We start from the raw sequence: 17,916 nt of genomic DNA, 5'->3' as shown, positions 1-17,916 counted from the left end.
ATCTACTAAATTATAAAGAGTAAATTAATGAGACTAAAAAAATTATTATCAGCCTTCACCATTCTATTGATTTCATATTCAGGAATTGCACAAATGGCAAAAGTAACCGTAAATGGTAAAATTTACGAAAAAAGTACTAACACACCATTAGAGTTTGCTACTATAGTTCTAAGAAATGTAGATAAACCCGAATTAGTTTCTGGTGGTGTTACTGATGAAAAAGGTGAATTTAAATTAGATGTAGTAAAAGGAACTTATAACATTAGCTATGAATTTATTTCGTTAAAAACCGTTGTTGCAAATAACAAAGTAATAGACTCAGATACAAATTTAGGTACAATCTTTTTAGAACCAGATGTTTCACAATTAAATGAAATAGTATTAATTGCCGATGTATCTACTGTTGAATTCAAACTAGATAAACGTGTTTATAATGTTGGTCAAGACATGATGGTTAAAGGAGGTACGATGAGTGATGTTTTAAATAACGTTCCTTCTGTTACTGTTGATCCTGATGGAACAGTAGCCTTACGTGGAAATGAAAATGTTAGAATTTTAATTGATGGAAGACCTTCTGGGTTAGCCGGTATAAATATTGCTGATGCTTTAAAACTTTTACCAGCGGATTCCGTTGAAAAAGTCGAAGTAATTACTAACCCTTCTGCACGTTATGATGCTGAAGGTGGTGGTGGAATTATAAATATAGTTTTAAGAAAAGGAAAAGCACAAGGAATAAATGGTTCGGTTATAGCTTCTGTGGGTGATCCTGCTGCTTATGGCTTGTCATCAAATATTAATTTTAGAAGTGAATCCTTTAATTTGTTTTCAAATTTTGGATATAACTATAGAGATGCTCCAGGGAATTCATCAACGGATGCCCAATATTTTAATAATGATGGAACAACTAATAGTTACATCTATGAAAAAAGAACTAATCAACGTTTAAATAGAACTTTCAATGCAAATTATGGAATTGATTTATTTTTAACTAAAACGGCTTCTTGGACTCACGCACTAACTTTCTCTAAAGAATCAGGTTCAAATCCAGATGATGTTTTTTTTAATTATTATGATGCCGATTTTAATCCGACTTACGTTAGAAATCGTTTAAACGATCAATTGAGTAAAGAATATAGTATTGAATATTCATCAATTTTTACTAAACAATTTAAAAAAGAAGATCATAAATTAACTGCAAATGTTGCATTTTCTAAAAATCAAGATAACGAAAACTCAATAATTTATGACCAAATTGTAGGTGATCCTTCAACTCTTTTTACGGATGTTACGCTTAATAATCAATCGCAATTAAGAAACTTATTACAAGCCGATTATGTATTGCCAATTGGAAAAGATTCAAGATTTGAAGCTGGTTATCGTGGTAATTTTCAAAATAACTTAACCGATTTTAGAGTTAACGAAAATTCTGTTTTTACAAACTTATTAGAATATAAAGAACATGTAAATGCATTTTATGCTCAATATGGTTCTAAATTTAATAAATTCTCATACTTTTTTGGACTTCGATGGGAAGATAGTAATATTGAAGTAAATTCAATTACTGTCAATGATTACAACACCAAAAAATACAATAACTTCTTTCCTTCTGCTACTTTAAATTATGAAATAAATGATGATACCAATGTTACTTTAAGTTATAGTAAAAGAATTAATAGACCAAGAGGAAGGTTCTTAAATCCTTTTTCAAGTTTTTCTAGTAATATTAATATTTTTCAAGGTAATCCAGATTTAAATCCTTCTTATACTAATGTGATAGATTTAGGTTTTTTAAAAAAATGGGACAGAATTACTTTTAACTCTTCTATATATTTAAATGTTACTGATAATACTTTCGAATTCATCAGAAAAGAATCAGGTGACTTTGTAACTACCAATGTTGACGGTGTAATTGTAAATACTCCAGTAATCATTAGTACTCCAATTAACTTAGCTAAAGAATATAGAACAGGATTTGAAATGAATGCGAATTATACTCCCTACAAATGGTGGCGTTTAAATGGAAATTTCAATTTTTATAGAGTAGAAAATCAAGGAGATTATTCATATACAAACTTTCAAGGCGATGAAGTAGTTCAAAACTTTGATAATGTTGCATCAACTTGGTTTACTAGATTAACATCAAGAGTAACTTTACCTTATAAAATAGATTGGCAAACAAATGCAACTTATAATGCTGCACAAAAGAATGCACAAGGTAAACGATTAGATATGACAACTGTAAATTTATCGTTTAGTAAAGATATTTTAAAAGACAAGGGTTCACTTGCTTTGAATGTTAGTGATTTATTTAACACAAGAAAAAGAAGAAATACAGTAGATTTAAATAATGTTTCCTCTTATTCAACTTTTCAATGGAGACAAAGACAAATAACTTTAGCGTTCACTTATAGATTTAATAAGAAAAAAGAAAAAGAAAGCCAACGAAATGGTGAAGGTGGTGGTGATGAAATGATGGGTAATCCATAAAAACATAATAATAATAATAATAATAACAAAAAAGCTCTTTTAGTACTAAAAGAGCTTTTTTTTTGATTAAAAACAAAAATTACTTTTTGTCTTCGTCATCTTTGTTTTTATTTTTCTTTTCTTTGATTAATTCCATAATAGCTCCTCCTAACCAATAAGGTACGAAAGCAACTAAAAAGAACATAACCCAAAAACCAATCGTTAAAATGGTTAAGAATAATAAAAAGCCTAAATACTGATCAAATTCAAACATGTTTTCCGGAATTTTAATGAATTCTCTACAAATATAAAGTATTTATATTTTTTAGCAATAAATACTTCAATTTATTTTTAAAAAGGTTTTAGAATGATTAATTTTGGGAAGTTCATTCAAAGTTTAATCTTTGAAATAACTGAAGCTAAAAAAAACAAAATAACAAATATAAAAATGGAATACAGAATAGAAAAAGACACCATGGGTGAAGTTAAAGTTCCTGCAGATAAATATTGGGGAGCTCAAACAGAACGTTCAAGAAATAATTTCAAAATCGGACCTTCTGCTTCAATGCCAAGAGAAGTAATCATGGGATTTGCTTACCTTAAAAAAGCTGCAGCTTATGCAAATTGCGATTTGGGTGTACTTTCAACTGAAAAAAGAGATGCTATAGCACAAGTATGTGAAGAAATCTTAGAAGGAAAATTAGACGACCAATTTCCTTTAGTAATTTGGCAAACAGGTTCTGGTACACAAAGCAACATGAATGTAAATGAAGTTGTAGCTAACCGTGCTCAAGTTTTAGCTGGATTCAAGATTGGTGAAGGTGAACCAGTGGTTAAAGCAAATGACGATGTAAACAAATCACAATCTTCAAACGATACCTATCCAACAGGAATGCACATTGCAGCTTATAAAGCAGTCGTTGAAGTAACTATTCCTGGAGTAGAAAAATTAAGAGATACTTTGGCTGCTAAGTCAAAAGAATATATGAATGTAGTCAAAATTGGACGTACACACCTTATGGACGCTACTCCACTTACACTTGGGCAAGAACTTTCTGGTTATGTGGCTCAATTAAACTACGGATTAAAAGCGGTTAAAAACACATTAGCTCATTTATCTGAAGTAGCTTTAGGTGGAACTGCAGTTGGAACTGGATTAAATACGCCAGAAGGATATGATGTAAAAGTGGCAGAATACATTGCAAAATTTACAGGAATGCCTTTCGTAACAGCAGAAAATAAATTTGAAGCTTTAGCAGCTCACGATGCAATTGTTGAATCTCATGGAGCATTAAAACAATTAGCTGTTTCATTAAATAAAATTGCTAACGATATCCGAATGATGGCTTCTGGTCCTCGTTCAGGAATTGGAGAAATTATTATTCCAGAAAACGAACCAGGTTCTTCAATTATGCCAGGAAAAGTAAATCCAACACAATCTGAAGCTTTAACAATGGTTTGTGCTCAAGTTATGGGTAATGATGTTGCCATCACAATTGGTGGAACACAAGGTCATTATGAATTAAATGTTTTTAAACCAATGATGGCTGCAAATTTCTTGCAATCAGCAAGATTATTAGGAGATGCTTGTATGTCTTTTGATGAGCATTGCGCTTCTGGAATAGTTCCTAACTACCCAAGAATTAAAGAATTAGTTGATAATTCATTAATGTTAGTTACTGCTTTAAATACAAAAATTGGATATTACAAATCAGCAGAAATCGCCCAAACAGCTCACAAAAACGGAACAACTCTTAAGATTGAAGCCGTTCGTTTAGGTTATGTAACCGAAGAAGATTTTGATGCTTGGGTAAAACCAGAAGATATGGTTGGTTCTTTAAAATAGATTTTCGGATTTTCAGAAAACAGATAATTCATTGCCGTTCGGCTTTAGCCAACGGAAAATAAAAAAATAAAAAATGCAAAAAATAATAGATCGATTCATAAGTTACGTAACTATTGATACAGAATCTGATCCCAATTCAGACACAACTCCAAGTACAGCTAAACAATGGGATTTGGCAAACAAATTGGTTGACGAATTAAAAGCAATGGGAATGCAAGATGTCACTATTGACGAAAATGCGTACATCATGGCAACTTTACCAAGTAATGTTGATCATGAAGTTCCTACAATCGGATTTGTTTCTCATTTTGACACTACTCCAGATTTTACAGGAAAAAATGTAAATCCACAAATCATAGAAAATTATGATGGAAAAGACATTGTTTTAAATGCGGAACAAAATATAGTTTTATCTCCAAGTTATTTTGAAGATTTGTTACTTTATAAAGGACAAACCCTTATCACAACTGATGGAACTACTCTGTTGGGTGCTGATGATAAAGCTGGAATAACAGAAATCATGACAGCTATGGAACATTTAATCAATCATCCTGAAATTAAGCATGGTAAAGTTCGTGTTGGATTTACACCTGATGAAGAAATTGGTCGTGGTGCTCATAAATTTGATGTAGCAAAATTCGGAGCTGAATGGGCTTACACTATGGATGGAAGTCAGATTGGTGAATTAGAATATGAAAATTTCAATGCTGCTGGAGCTAAAGTTACTTTCAAAGGAAAAAGTGTTCATCCTGGATATGCTAAAGGAAAAATGATTAATTCAATGTTATTAGCAAGTCAGTTTATAGCAAAATTACCAGAAAATGAAGTTCCAGAAAGAACTACAGATTATGAAGGGTTTTTCCACGTGCATCATTTAAATGGTTCAATTGAAGCATCAACCGTTGAATTAATTATTCGTGATCACGACAAAGATAAATTTGAAGCTCGTAAAAAATTAATTTATTCAATTGCAGATGAATTTAATGCAGCTTACCATAAACAATTTGGCGAAAATATATGTGAAGCAGAAATAAAAGATCAATATTATAACATGAAAGAAAAGGTTACTCCTGTTTTTCATATTGTTGATATTGCTGAAAAAGCTATGAAAGAACTAGGAATTGAACCTTTAATTAAACCAATTCGAGGTGGAACAGATGGTTCTCAATTATCTTACAAAGGTTTACCTTGTCCAAATATTTTTGCAGGTGGACATAATTTTCATGGAAAATACGAATATGTTCCTGTAGAAAGTATGGTAAAAGCTACTGAAGTAATTATAAAGATTGTTGAATTGACTGCTAAAAAATAGATTATTAAATATAGGATTTTCAGATATTCAGTTGTCTGAAAATCCAATTTCTTAATATTCGAATATCAAAAAAATGAACAACAACCCATTACACGGAATTAAATTAGTCGACATCTTAGAAAAACTAGTCGCTGACTATGGCTTTGAAGTTTTAGGAGAAAAAATTAAGATCAAATGTTTTACTGATAATCCAACTATAAAATCAAGCTTGACTTTCTTAAGAAAAACACCTTGGGCTAGAGAAAAAGTAGAACAATTGTATTTGAAATCTATAAAATAAAAAGTATTGAATTTTAAGTTCAACAAAGTTTGGTATAAAAAAAGTGCAAAGAATTAATTTTCTTTGCACTTTTTTATTTTTGAAAGAAACAATATTAAACGTTTCTAGAAATATATTTCATAATTTTTCCAGCTATATCTTGTCCAGTTGCACGCTCAATACCTTCTAAACCTGGAGAAGAATTAACTTCAAGAATAAGCGGTCCACGAGCAGATTGAAGCATATCAACACCTGCAACACCTAATCCCATTGCTTTGGCAGCTTTTATAGCCATAGTTTCTTCTTCATCTGTTAGTTCAATAATTTCTGCACTTCCACCACGATGTAAATTGGAACGAAATTCTCCTTCTTTCGCTTGTCGTTTCATAGCACCAACCACTTGTCCATCAACCACAAAGGCACGAATATCAGCACCTTTTGATTCCTTAATAAATTCTTGTACAATTACTCTTGCTTGTAAACCATGAAAGGCTTCTAAAACAGATTCAGCAGCTTTTGCGTTTTCGGCTAAAACTACACCTAAACCTTGAGTTCCTTCTAGTAATTTAATAATTAATGGTGCACCACCAACTTCTTTTATAATGGCTTCAACATTTCTTGTGTCATTTGTGAAAACAGTTTTTGGTAAACCTAAACCTGCACGAGATAAAATTTGAAGACTTCTTAACTTATCTCTTGAACGAACCAAAGCTTGAGATTCAACAACCGTAAAAACTTTCATCATTTCAAATTGGCGAACAACTGCCGTACCATAAAAAGTTACAGAAGCTCCAATTCTAGGAATAATAGCATCAAAATCTTCTAACTTTATATCTTTATATACTATTGAGGGTGCTTTTTTTTCAATTACTAAATCACATTTTAAATGATCTATTATATGCATTTCATGACCTAATTTTTCACCAGCTTCAACTAACCTTCTTGTAGAATATAACTTGCTATTTCTTGATAGAATTCCAATTTTCATTTATTATTATTTTGTTTTTTGTTAGATGATAAAATACAATTAATATAGTTAATATCAAAAGTATTTTAAACAAAAAAATTAATTTAATTTTTTAATTAACAGCCTTTTTTTTTATATTTAATTAAAAAAATGACTGAGAAAAAAAAATGGGATAAAACCAATAAATGGGTAGAAGAATTAGAATTACTAAAAGCTATAATTAATAAAACTAAATTAGTTGAAACCATCAAATGGGGAACTTCTGTCTATACTTATAAATCAAAAAATGTAATTGGGATAAGTGGTTTTAAATCTTACTTTGGAATTTGGTTTTTTAATGGTGTTTTTTTAAATGACGAAAAAAATATATTAATTAATGCCAATGAAGAAAATACCAAAAGTTTACGTCAAATGCGATTTAATTCAATAGAAGAAGTAAATGAAAAAACTATTCTAAAATATATAAAAGAAGCTATTGAAAATGAAGGAAAAGATTTAAAAATAAAACCTCAGAAGAAAGCTGAAATTTCGTGTGAACTTCTTGATAAAGAATTTAAGTCTGATTCAAATTTAAAAAAAGCATTTGATTTATTTACTCTATTCAAACAAAGAGAATTTATGGAATATATTAATGATGCAAAACAAGAAAAGACTACTATAAATCGGTTAGAAAAAATAAAACCGATGATTCTTTCGAACATCGGTTTAAATGATAAATACAGAAGTTAATCTTATTTCTGTGCATTCATTTTAGAACTCATTTCCATAGAAATTGAATTTCTTTCCATTTTAATTTTTCCTGCCATAGTTTCAATCACAACTGAATCTGCAGCTAATTCTGCAATTTTACCGTGAATTCCTGATTTAGTTATAACCTTATCTCCTACTTTTATACCTTGTTCAAAAGCTTTTTCTTTTTTAGCTCTTTTTTGCTGTGGCATAATTAGTAAAAAATAAAAAACAGCAATCATTAAAACGATTTGTATTATTAAACTTGAATCCATAATTTTTATTTAGTGTTTTACAACAGGTTTGTTAGGGTTTGGTTTTACGTTTGCTTTTATTTTACAAGTTTCTTTACCAACAGCTGTATTTGATGTAATAGTAACTGTTTTTTCTTGTTGACCTGGTTTACCATTAGAATCAAAAGTTACTTTAATAGGAGCTGAATCTCCTGGCTTAATTGGTTCTTTTGGAGGTTCAGGAACTGTACAACCACAACTTCCTACAGCACTCACAATAACTAAATCTGCATCACCTGTATTTTTTAAAATAAACTCTGTTGTTACTTTATCTCCTTCGTTTATGTTTCCGAAATCATGTTCTGTTTTGTCAAATTCTAAAACAGGTAATTTTCCAGAAGTAGCAGAAACTTCGTTGGCAACTTTCATATCAGCTTCAGTAATTTTTGATGAAGCATTGTCTTTACATGACGCTACTAAAAATAAAGTAGCAATAGCAAATACTGGTATTAATTTTATTTTCATAATTATTTATAATTTACATTAAACCTCTTCCTGATTTATTCAGTTTATTTTCTTCTTTATAATCTTTTATCAAGTTATCTAAAATTCCGTTTATAAAAATACTACTTTTTGGTGTAGAATATTCTTTAGCGATTTCTAGGTATTCGTTGATAGTAACCTTAACGGGAATTGATGGGAATTTTAATATTTCACAAATAGCCATTTTTAATAAAATAGTATCTATTTCTGCAATTCTTTCAGAATCCCAATTTGGTGTTTTATTCACATATTCTTTACCTAATTCCGTTTCGTTTAAAAGTGTTTTAACAAAAAGTTGCTTGGCAAAATCTTTATCATCTTCATCTTTATAAACTCTAGGAATATCAATTATGCTAGATGGATTTTTTAATTGCTTTAATTGTTTACTAATATAAGTGTTCACTAAAGCATAATCATCAATCCAAGTTAATTTATTGTCTTCTAGATAATCATATAATCTATCATTTGGAGCAAGAACTTTTACAAATAAATCTACAACAAATTTAGCATCTTCTTGAAAAGATGATAATTCTGTAGACATGTAAGCATTGTAAACATCGGATTTCTTGATATCTTCTAACAACTGCAAAATTAAATCATCATTTAATTTCCAATGATTAATTTTTTTAGTTTCGATTGCTACAGATAAACTAGATTGATTTTCCAATAAGTTTAGTACTTCATTTTGCACAAACTTTAGATTTGGAATTTTTTCTTCTGCTGAAGCTAAATGCTTTTTGGACGCTAAATTAAGATAATTTTCTTCTTTATTTTTTAACTCAATAAGAGCCGAAAAAAGCAAAAGATATAGTTCCTGAATTGCTTCAATACTATAAAACAAAAATTTCTCTTCTCTGTTCAAATCATCTGATTTATGCTGGTGAACCGCATAAATACTTTGCATTACTTTAACTCGAATATGTCTTCTATTCAACATTGTATAAGAACTTATTTAATTAACAAAGCGAAAGATTTCCCTCTCGCTCTGCAAAAATACACTTTTTATAGTTTATTATTGTGCTTTTTCTTTTTTTCTGTCATCAATTCTTTTTTGAGCAATTAACAATGCTGCTTGATGTGTTGTAATGTTATTTGCATCAGCATGTTTGAAAATCTCTAAGGAAGTATTATATATATTCTCAGTTTTTTCCATTACTTCAGCTTTAGATAATTTAGCTAATTCAGAATAAACATTAATTACACCACCAGCATTTATTAAAAAGTCAGGAGCATATAAAATTCCTTTATCTTTTAATATTTGTCCGTGAATAACTTCATTTGCCAGCTGGTTATTTGCTGCACCCGCAATAACTTTAGCTTTAATTAATTTTATGGTATCATCATTAATAGTTGCCCCTAAAGCACAAGGAGCATAGATATCTACATCAGCAGAATACAAACTCTCACCTTTAAAAATTTTAGCACCATATTTAGCTCCAACCTGGTGTAACCTATCTTCATTTATATCAGAAATAGTAACTATTGCACCATCTTTAGTTAAGTGTTCAACTAAAACTTCCCCAACATGTCCAATTCCTTGAACTAATATTTTTTTACCTTCAAGATTATCTGTACCAAATTGATATTTTGATGCCGCTTTCATTCCCATATAAACACCATAAGCTGTAATTGGAGATGGATTTCCAGAACCACCTTTCGATTCAGAAATTCCTGTTACATAAGGAGTGACTTCTCTAACTGTATCCATATCTTTAGTTTCCATACCAACGTCTTCAGCTGTAATATATTTTCCGGATAGGGAGTTAACAAATTCACCAAATTTTCTCATTAATTCAGGTGTTTTTTGGGTTTTAGCATCGCCAATGATAACAGCTTTTCCACCACCAAGATTTAAACCAGAAATTGAAGATTTAAAAGACATTCCTCTTGATAATCGTAAAACGTCATTTAGTGCTTCCCATTCATTTGTATAATTCCACATTCTCGTTCCACCCAATGCAGGTCCTAAAATTGTGTTATGAATACCAATTATTGCTTTTAAACCAGTATCTTTGTCGTGGCAAAAAACAACTTGTTCATGACCATCAAATGAAATTTGACCAAAAACTGGATCAACTTTGTGCATTTCATTTACAGGTATAATGTTTGAAGTCATAATTATTTTGTTATATTGTTATTTTCATATATTTAAAGCACAAAATTAAATATTAATTCGATATATTTCTAAAACGTTTGGTTTTTTTAATAAATTATTAATAAATCATGTTTTAACTAACAATTTGATAATTGCGTTATTTTGCTGTTTTTTATTAAATTAATATTAAAAAATTACTTTTTTTACAAAAATGAAAGAATTAAAGTATCTAAATAAGTATTTTGTTAAATATAAATACAGGTTTTTTTTAGGATTGTTGTTTACAATTTTAGCCCAAGTTTTCTCTTTATATACACCAGAATATATTGGTAATTCGATAAACACTATTGAAGAGTTTGCTAAATCAAATCCTGCTTTTGCTAGAAGAGAACTATTAAACAACATTTTAATAATTTTGGCCACTACCATTATTGCAGGGTTATTGACTTTTTTAATGCGACAAACGTTAATAGTTATGTCAAGGCATATTGAATTTGATCTAAAAAATGAAGTTTATAAGCATTACCAAAAACTATCACAAAGCTTCTATAAAAGAAATAGAACTGGTGATTTAATGAATAGAATAAGTGAAGATGTCAGCAAGGTAAGAATGTACGTTGGACCAGCAGTAATGTATTCGCTTAACACTGTTATTCGATTTGGAGTAGTAATTGTTTATATGTACAATATTTCACCAAAATTAACATTGTATTCATTATTACCATTGCCTTTACTATCTTATAGTATTTTTAAAATTAGTGCTCAAATTCATAAAAAAAGTAGTTTATACCAACAAAATTTATCTACTTTATCTTCGTTTGCGCAAGAATTTTTCTCTGGAATTAGAGTTGTAAAAGCTTATGCGTTAGAAAACAATAAATCAGAAGAATTTAAAGCATTAACTCAAGAAAGTAAAGACAAAAACTTATCGTTAGCTAAAACTAACTCATTCTTTGGACCGTTAATGATTTTGCTTATTGGTTTATCTAATTTAGTGGTTATTTACGCTGGTGGGATGATGTATATCAATGGAACTATTCAAAATATTGGAACTATTGCTCAATTTATATTATACATTAATATGTTAACTTGGCCAGTTGCTTCATTAGGTTGGGTTTCATCAATGATTCAAGAAGCAGAAGCCTCTCAAAAAAGATTAAATGAGTTTTTAAATACAGAGTCAGATATTCAAAATTATAACCTTCAGAAGTCTTATATAGACGGAAAAATTTCCTTTAAAAATGTATCATTTACCTACGATGACACAAACATAGAAGCTCTTAAAAATATTTCTTTTGAAGTTGAAAACGGAAAAATGTTAGCTATTTTAGGAAAAACAGGATCAGGAAAATCTACTATCTTAACATTAATAAGCAGACTTTATGATACAACAAGTGGAGAAATTCTAATTGACGATAAGCCAATAAAAAACATAAATTTAAACGATTTACGCGACAGTATTGCAGTTGTTCCTCAAGATGCTTTTTTGTTTTCAGATTCGATAAAAAATAACATTAAATTTGGAAAAGAAAATGCTACGGACGAAGAAGTAATAAATGTTGCGAAAAAAGCAGCCGTTCATGATAATATAATTAACTTCTCTCTAGGATATGACACTGTTCTGGGAGAAAGAGGAATTACGCTTTCTGGTGGTCAAAAACAGCGTGTTTCTATTGCAAGAGCATTCATTAAAGAAGCTCCTGTACTACTTTTAGATGATTGTCTAAGTGCTGTAGATACTGAAACTGAAGAGCAAATTTTAAACAATTTATTGCAATTAACTCAACAAAAAACAACTATAATTGTCAGCCATAGAATTTCATCAGCCAAAAATGCTGATAAAATCATTATCCTTGATGAAGGTCAAATTATTCAGCAAGGTTCTCATAATCAATTAATAGAAGTTGAAGGCTATTACAAAGAATTATACAATAAACAACTTTTAGAAAAAGAAATTTACTAAACTATTGTTTTATAATTATTTTTTTTAGAATTTTGGTTGAGTTTAAACATAAAAAAGAACGAAGGATTATGAGCGATAAAGACATGTATGAAAAGGAAGATATTTTTTCTAAAGTATTAAGAGCCGGAAGAAGAACTTATTTCTTTGATGTTAGATCAACAAAAGCTGATGATTATTATATTACAATCACAGAAAGTAAAAAGTTTACAGAAGAAGATGGTTCGTACCATTTTAAAAAACACAAAATTTATTTATACAAAGAAGATTTTGCAGCATTTAAAGAAATATTAGACGAAATGACTGATTATGTTTTAGAACATAAAGGGGAAGAAGTTATTTCAGAAAGACATCAAAAAGATTTTAAGAAAGAAAGTTTTGAAAATCAAGAAGATGCCATCGAAGAATCATCAAAAAATAGCTTTACAGATATTAGTTTTGATGACATTTAATTTCAACTAAAATATAACTAAGAAAAAGCCATTTTATTAATTTATAATGGCTTTTTTAATTTTACTTTTTACTTTCAATGTCCAATTTAATCCATTCTATTTCAGGATCAGCACCAGATAATAAATCATCTACTGAGGGAATTATTTCTTTATCCGGAAAAATACCTCTTCCCTCTTCTACCGTTTTATTTGTTGCAGCAATATCCATAATCCACAAACGTGTTCTTAATTTAGAATTAGGCAATTCGTAAGAAGAAGTTCTACCAGCAACTGTTCCATTAAATGCTCCACCCGTTTCTTCTCCAACAAATGTAATTTCTGGATTTTCTTTTAATTTGGACGATATTATACAAGCAGCAGAAAAACTTCCTCCATTAATTAAAACATAAATTTTTCCATCAAAATAATCTGCATTATGAGGTTTTTCTTTACTACTTTTCATTCTAAAACGATAATCACCATTTTCATCTTTTCTTGTTTTTAACATCAAAACACCTGCATAAACAGGATAAGTTGGAATAGCCAAAATATATAATGATTTTGGTATTGAACTCAAATAATCAGCTTGCAACAAACTAGTCTTTGATGTAACTTTGGCTGCTTCTATCAATTGAAAAGTAGAGTCGACTGTTAGATAAGAGTATAATTCATGAATTTCGTTTAATCTTCCACCAGGATTTCCTCTTAAATCTAAAACTAAATTTTTTGTGTTAGTTTTTTTTAATAACTCAAATACTTCTTCATAAGCTTCTTTATAACCACCTTTTGAAAAGTTTTTAATCTTTAAAATGGCAGTGCAACTGTCAATATCAGTAAATGTTAAGGTTTTTGTATATTCTTTATTTGCCTTGTCATATCCGTAATTATAATCATACGAGTCTTTTTCTTTCTTCTTCTTCTTAGCTAACTTTTTCTCTTCTTTAGTTAATTTTTTAACCGTTAAATCTTTCTTTTTAGAATCTGAAAGTGAATCTTTTTTTTCTTCTTTTTTTACCTCTTTTTTATCCGGAAATCTTTTAATCAATTTTGTAGAAACAGAATCATAACATTTAAGATTAAAGTTCAAACTATCTCTTATACCTAATTCATAAAAAATATAAGAACCAAAACGCATCGTAAAAGCGTAAGGAATAAATGTTTCATTATAACCATCAGAAGAATAGGTTTTTCTATATTTTGAAAACAATTCTTGTGGAGTCACATTATCAATTGAAACAACTTCTGTTCCTTCTTGAATTGTTGAATCTTTGGATTTATTTTTTACAATGTATAGTTTATTTTCTATAAATTTATAATCAAATTGAGAAACAGGTCCAAGCCCTTTTTTCTTCATTTCTTTTGATTCTTTATTAGAATATTTAAGAGTTAATGGACTCATAGCAGCATGACCTTGACGAATTGATGCTAAAAGCGGACTAACTTTAAAATAAAAATCATTTGGTTTTAATGGAATATTTATGGTACTTCTAACACTATCAAATTTTCTTCTTAATTCTTCTTCTGAAATAAATTGATGCAAACTAGGTTGAATTTTCTCCAATTTTTGTTCTAAATAGTTTACATCTTCAATTTGCTCTTCAACGGACAAGTTAGTTTCTAATAAGGCATTATGTTTTTGGACAGAAGAACAATTGCTTAAGAATAAAACAAAAAGCAAGTAAAAAAAGTATTTTTTCATAAATTTCAATTGATTGATTGACAAATTAACCATTTTTTATGAAATGAGAAAGTTAAATAAAATGTAATTTTTGTAATTTTACCTATGCTAAAATTGAAAGAAAAAATAAAAAACCTTTTTACTAATGAATTACCAGCTGATTTAATCGAATCAAACCAGACAAGACAAGTCATAGAAGCTGCTTTTTCATATGTAAATCCAGTGAAACCAAAAAAACCAAGTTTAATTCATGTATCTAATGAAGTTGCTAAAAGTCTTGGTATTTCTTTAGAAGAAACAAAATCAAAAGAATTTTTAAATGTATTTACAGGAAATACTGTTTTAGAAAACTCTAAACCTTATGCCATGGCTTATGCTGGTCATCAATTTGGTAATTGGGCCGGACAATTAGGTGATGGAAGAGCCATTACACTTTTTGAAGCTATTCATAACAACAAGTGTACAATGTTTCAATTAAAAGGTGCTGGAAAAACTCCTTACTCTCGACGTGGTGATGGTTTAGCTGTTTTACGTTCGTCAATTCGGGAACATTTGTGTAGCGAAGCTATGTACAATTTAGGAGTTCCAACTACTCGTTCTTTAGCTTTGTTTTTGAGTGGTGATGAAGTTTTAAGAGACGTCTTATATAACGGAAATGAAGCTTATGAAAAAGGAGCCATTGTTTGCAGAACAGCACCAAGTTTCATCCGCTTTGGAAATTTTGAATTATTTACTTCACGCGAAGACGTAAAAAATCTTCAATTATTGACAGATTATACCATCAAACATTATTATCCCGAAATACAATCCGAAGGAAAAGAAAAATATTTGGAATTCTTTGAAGCTGTTGCTGATAAAACTCGTGAAATGATAGTGCATTGGCAACGCGTTGGTTTTGTTCATGGTGTAATGAATACAGATAACATGTCCATTCATGGAATCACAATTGATTATGGTCCTTATGGTTGGCTGGAAGATTATAATCCAAATTGGACACCAAATACAACGGACAATGAACACAAACGCTATCGCTTTGGGAATCAACCTCAAGTTGCTCAGTGGAATTTACTGCAATTAGCGAATGCTTTGTTTCCTTTAATTGAGGAAGTAAAACCTTTAGAAAAAATTCTGAATAACTTTCCTATTAAGTATGAAGCCGATTATATTCAGATGATGCACAATAAGTTAGGTCTTAAAATTTCAAATGAAGCAACTAAAAATATTATCTATCTTTTGACTGAAAACCTAGAACTAACTGAAACTGACATGACTATTTTCTTCAGAAATTTGAGTCACGTTTCAAAAGAAGATTCTGTTGAAAATGCTTTTGAGAAAATTAAAGAAGCTTTTTATAGTATTGATGAAGTTAAAGATGCAACTTATGATACTTGGATGTATTGGTTTACTTTATATATAGATCAGTTGAAGCTTGAAAATCAATTGGATTCAGAAAGAAAAAAAGCTATGAATTTGGTTAACCCAAAATACGTTTTGAGAAATTATATGGCTCAATTAGCTATTGATGATGCTGATAAAAATGATTATAATTTACTCAACGAATTATATGAAATACTGTTAAAACCCTATGAGGAACAACCTCAATTTGAAAAATGGTTTGCCAAAAGACCAGAATGGGCTAAAAATAAAGTAGGTTGCTCTGCTTTGTCTTGTAGTTCTTAATAATTAATAATAAACAGAATCTGAAACAAGTTCAGATTAAAAAAACTAAAAACTATGAAAGCTATTTGGAACAATCAAGTTATCGCAGAAAGCGACAAAACTCAAGTCGTGGAAGGAAATCATTATTTTCCTGCAGAAAGTATTAACAAGGAGTTTTTTAATGAATCTCAAACACACACAACATGTCCTTATAAAGGTGTTGCGAGTTATTATAATGTCAATGTTGAAGGAAACGAAAATAAAGATGCAGCTTGGTTTTACCCAGAAGTTAAAGCTGGATTTACTCCAATAAAAGGATATGTTGCCTTTTGGAAAGGGGTAACTGTTGAAAAATAAACTTTTTAACAGCATATTTTATAAAATTTGATAGGAATTATATAAATTTAAAAACATCAATTAAAGTAAATTTGTCAATAATATGCATTCTATGAGAAAAGTCGATATATCAATTAAGTATTTTTTTTAAATTCAAAAAAACTTAATAAATAAAAATAAAATTAAAGCATGAAAAGCGAAAAACTAAATATTATAAATACAAAAGGAAACGCTCTTAATGCTTATTTAGAACTTCCTGCGAATCAAAAACCAAATCATTTTGCCATTTTTGCACATTGTTTCACTTGTAGCGGAAGTTTTGGACCCGTTCGAAATATCAGTCGTGCGTTAACCAATCATGGTTTTGGAGTAATTCGTTTTGACTTTACAGGTTTAGGAAATAGTGAAGGTAAATTCGCAGAAAGTCATTTTTCAGGAAATGTTGATGATTTAATTAGTGTTCATAAGTATATCAAAGAAAATTACAACGCTCCTAGCCTATTAATTGGACATTCTCTAGGTGGTGCAGCCGTTTTAACAGCAGCTTCTAAACTAGATGACATAAAAGCAGTTGTAACTATTGCAGCTCCAGCTTCCGTTTCACATGTTAAAAATTTATTTATACATCAATTAGATGATGTTCCTACTAAAGGTGATATTTCGGTAAATATCGGAGGAAGGCCTTTTGTTATCAATAAAGAATTTGTAGATGATTTTGATAAAATAGATTTACCAGAAATCGTAAAAAATTTACGCAAACCCTTATTAATAATGCATTCGCCAACCGATACAATTGTCGGAATTGAAAATGCTGAACAACTTTATAAAAATGCAAGACATCCAAAAAGTTTTATTTCTTTAGATAATGCCGATCATTTATTATCCAAAAAAGAAGATAGTGTTTATATCGGAAATCTTATTGGTGCTTGGGTACAACGTTATTTTAAAACAGAAGAAAACACTATGCTTTCTACTGAAGGTGAACAATTAGTTGGACATCTTAATCTATTGGAAGACAATTTCACGACACAAATTCAAACTAAAAATCATACTTTAATAGCTGATGAACCCACAAGTGTTGGTGGAGATGATTTTGGACCTTCACCATATGAATTATTAACGGCTGGTTTAGCTGCTTGTACTGTTATGACTATAAAATTATATGCTGAACGAAAAAAATGGCCTTTAGAAGAAGTTTTTGTTTACATCACACATTCCAAAAAACATATTGATGATTTAGGTGAAAAGGATGGTTCTATTGACTTCATCACAAAAAAATTAAAGTTTATTGGTGATTTGACTTCCGAACAAAAAACAAAAATGAAGGAAATAGCTTCAAAATGTCCAGTACATAAAACATTGGCAAGCGAAGTGAAATTTGAAACAGAAATTATTGAATAAT

At 29.5% G+C, this 17,916-nt stretch carries 17 protein-coding genes; 10 read left to right on the top strand and 7 right to left on the bottom strand.

Going from position 1 to position 17,916, the window contains the following annotated elements; genetic code table 11:
• Positions 1-27: 27 nt before the first annotated feature.
• On the top strand, positions 28-2,487 hold the full coding sequence (locus G507_RS0100305) for a TonB-dependent receptor (RefSeq protein ID WP_035665307.1): 2,460 nt from the start codon (positions 28-30) through the stop codon (positions 2,485-2,487).
• 79 nt (positions 2,488-2,566) lie between these two features.
• Here the strand turns inward: G507_RS0100305 and G507_RS17700 are convergent, their stop codons facing one another.
• The gene (locus G507_RS17700; protein ID WP_026715603.1) at positions 2,567-2,740 is read right to left on the bottom strand and encodes a hypothetical protein; all 174 of its coding nucleotides are present in this window, start codon (positions 2,738-2,740) and stop codon (positions 2,567-2,569) included.
• A gap of 174 nt (positions 2,741-2,914) precedes the next feature.
• Between G507_RS17700 and fumC the strand changes: the two genes are divergently transcribed.
• From fumC to G507_RS0100285, 3 genes are all read left to right on the top strand, one after another.
• Complete coding sequence (gene fumC, locus G507_RS0100295) at positions 2,915-4,312, top strand: class II fumarate hydratase (RefSeq protein ID WP_026715602.1); 1,398 nt, start codon at positions 2,915-2,917, stop codon at positions 4,310-4,312.
• A 73-nt stretch (positions 4,313-4,385) separates the two neighbouring features.
• Complete coding sequence (gene pepT, locus G507_RS0100290; protein ID WP_026715601.1) at positions 4,386-5,624, top strand: peptidase T; 1,239 nt, start codon at positions 4,386-4,388, stop codon at positions 5,622-5,624.
• Positions 5,625-5,697: 73 nt separating this feature from the next.
• Complete coding sequence (locus tag G507_RS0100285) at positions 5,698-5,904, top strand: VF530 family protein (protein ID WP_035665305.1); 207 nt, start codon at positions 5,698-5,700, stop codon at positions 5,902-5,904.
• Between the two features lie 94 nt (positions 5,905-5,998).
• Here G507_RS0100285 and rimK read toward each other — a convergent pair whose 3' ends face one another.
• Positions 5,999-6,871, bottom strand: a complete 873-nt coding sequence (rimK, locus tag G507_RS0100280; RefSeq protein ID WP_026715599.1) for a 30S ribosomal protein S6--L-glutamate ligase — start codon at positions 6,869-6,871, stop codon at positions 5,999-6,001.
• 129 nt (positions 6,872-7,000) lie between these two features.
• On the opposite strand from rimK, the gene G507_RS0100275 reads away from it, so the two are divergent.
• Positions 7,001-7,579, top strand: coding sequence for a YdeI/OmpD-associated family protein (locus G507_RS0100275; protein ID WP_026715598.1), 579 nt, complete (start codon positions 7,001-7,003; stop codon positions 7,577-7,579).
• Between the two features lie 2 nt (positions 7,580-7,581).
• Here the strand turns inward: G507_RS0100275 and yajC are convergent, their stop codons facing one another.
• The 4 genes from yajC to G507_RS0100255 form a co-directional block, all read right to left on the bottom strand.
• The gene (gene yajC / locus G507_RS0100270) at positions 7,582-7,854 is read right to left on the bottom strand and encodes a preprotein translocase subunit YajC (protein WP_026715597.1); all 273 of its coding nucleotides are present in this window, start codon (positions 7,852-7,854) and stop codon (positions 7,582-7,584) included.
• A gap of 9 nt (positions 7,855-7,863) precedes the next feature.
• The gene (locus tag G507_RS0100265) at positions 7,864-8,337 is read right to left on the bottom strand and encodes a DUF1573 domain-containing protein (RefSeq protein ID WP_026715596.1); all 474 of its coding nucleotides are present in this window, start codon (positions 8,335-8,337) and stop codon (positions 7,864-7,866) included.
• A gap of 13 nt (positions 8,338-8,350) precedes the next feature.
• Positions 8,351-9,292 carry a transcription antitermination factor NusB gene (gene nusB, locus G507_RS0100260; protein ID WP_026715595.1) on the bottom strand — a complete coding sequence of 314 codons (942 nt, stop codon included), beginning with the start codon at positions 9,290-9,292 and terminating at the stop codon, positions 8,351-8,353.
• Positions 9,293-9,367: 75 nt separating this feature from the next.
• Entirely contained in the window at positions 9,368-10,471 is a 1,104-nt protein-coding gene (locus G507_RS0100255) for a Glu/Leu/Phe/Val dehydrogenase dimerization domain-containing protein (RefSeq protein WP_026715594.1), read from the bottom strand.
• A gap of 190 nt (positions 10,472-10,661) precedes the next feature.
• Here G507_RS0100255 and G507_RS0100250 point away from each other — a divergent pair, with 190 nt between their 5' ends.
• Positions 10,662-12,413, top strand: a complete 1,752-nt coding sequence (locus G507_RS0100250; RefSeq protein ID WP_026715593.1) for an ABC transporter ATP-binding protein — start codon at positions 10,662-10,664, stop codon at positions 12,411-12,413.
• 68 nt (positions 12,414-12,481) lie between these two features.
• Positions 12,482-12,862 (top strand): PUR family DNA/RNA-binding protein, encoded by a 381-nt coding sequence (locus tag G507_RS0100245; protein ID WP_026715592.1) that lies wholly within the window; start codon positions 12,482-12,484, stop codon positions 12,860-12,862.
• 61 nt (positions 12,863-12,923) lie between these two features.
• Here the strand turns inward: G507_RS0100245 and G507_RS0100240 are convergent, their stop codons facing one another.
• Positions 12,924-14,540: a S41 family peptidase gene (locus G507_RS0100240; RefSeq protein WP_026715591.1), complete on the bottom strand. Its 1,617-nt coding sequence runs from the start codon at positions 14,538-14,540 to the stop codon at positions 12,924-12,926.
• Between the two features lie 84 nt (positions 14,541-14,624).
• On the opposite strand from G507_RS0100240, the gene G507_RS0100235 reads away from it, so the two are divergent.
• The 3 genes from G507_RS0100235 to G507_RS0100225 all read left to right on the top strand — a co-directional run bounded on the left by G507_RS0100235 (position 14,625) and on the right by G507_RS0100225 (position 17,915).
• A complete protein-coding gene (locus G507_RS0100235; protein WP_415776843.1) occupies positions 14,625-16,199 on the top strand; it encodes a protein adenylyltransferase SelO in 1,575 nt (524 codons plus the stop codon).
• 54 nt (positions 16,200-16,253) lie between these two features.
• Complete coding sequence (locus tag G507_RS0100230; RefSeq protein WP_026715589.1) at positions 16,254-16,535, top strand: DUF427 domain-containing protein; 282 nt, start codon at positions 16,254-16,256, stop codon at positions 16,533-16,535.
• Positions 16,536-16,703: 168 nt separating this feature from the next.
• A complete protein-coding gene (locus tag G507_RS0100225) occupies positions 16,704-17,915 on the top strand; it encodes a bifunctional alpha/beta hydrolase/OsmC family protein (RefSeq protein ID WP_026715588.1) in 1,212 nt (403 codons plus the stop codon).
• Position 17,916 lies beyond the last annotated feature (1 nt).

It is taken from the genome of Flavobacterium gelidilacus DSM 15343 (genome assembly GCF_000422685.1).
In the GTDB taxonomy this organism is placed as follows: domain Bacteria; phylum Bacteroidota; class Bacteroidia; order Flavobacteriales; family Flavobacteriaceae; genus Flavobacterium; species Flavobacterium gelidilacus.
The sequence above is the reverse complement of the archived record's forward strand: the minus strand, read 5'-3'. Positions and strand labels throughout refer to the sequence as shown.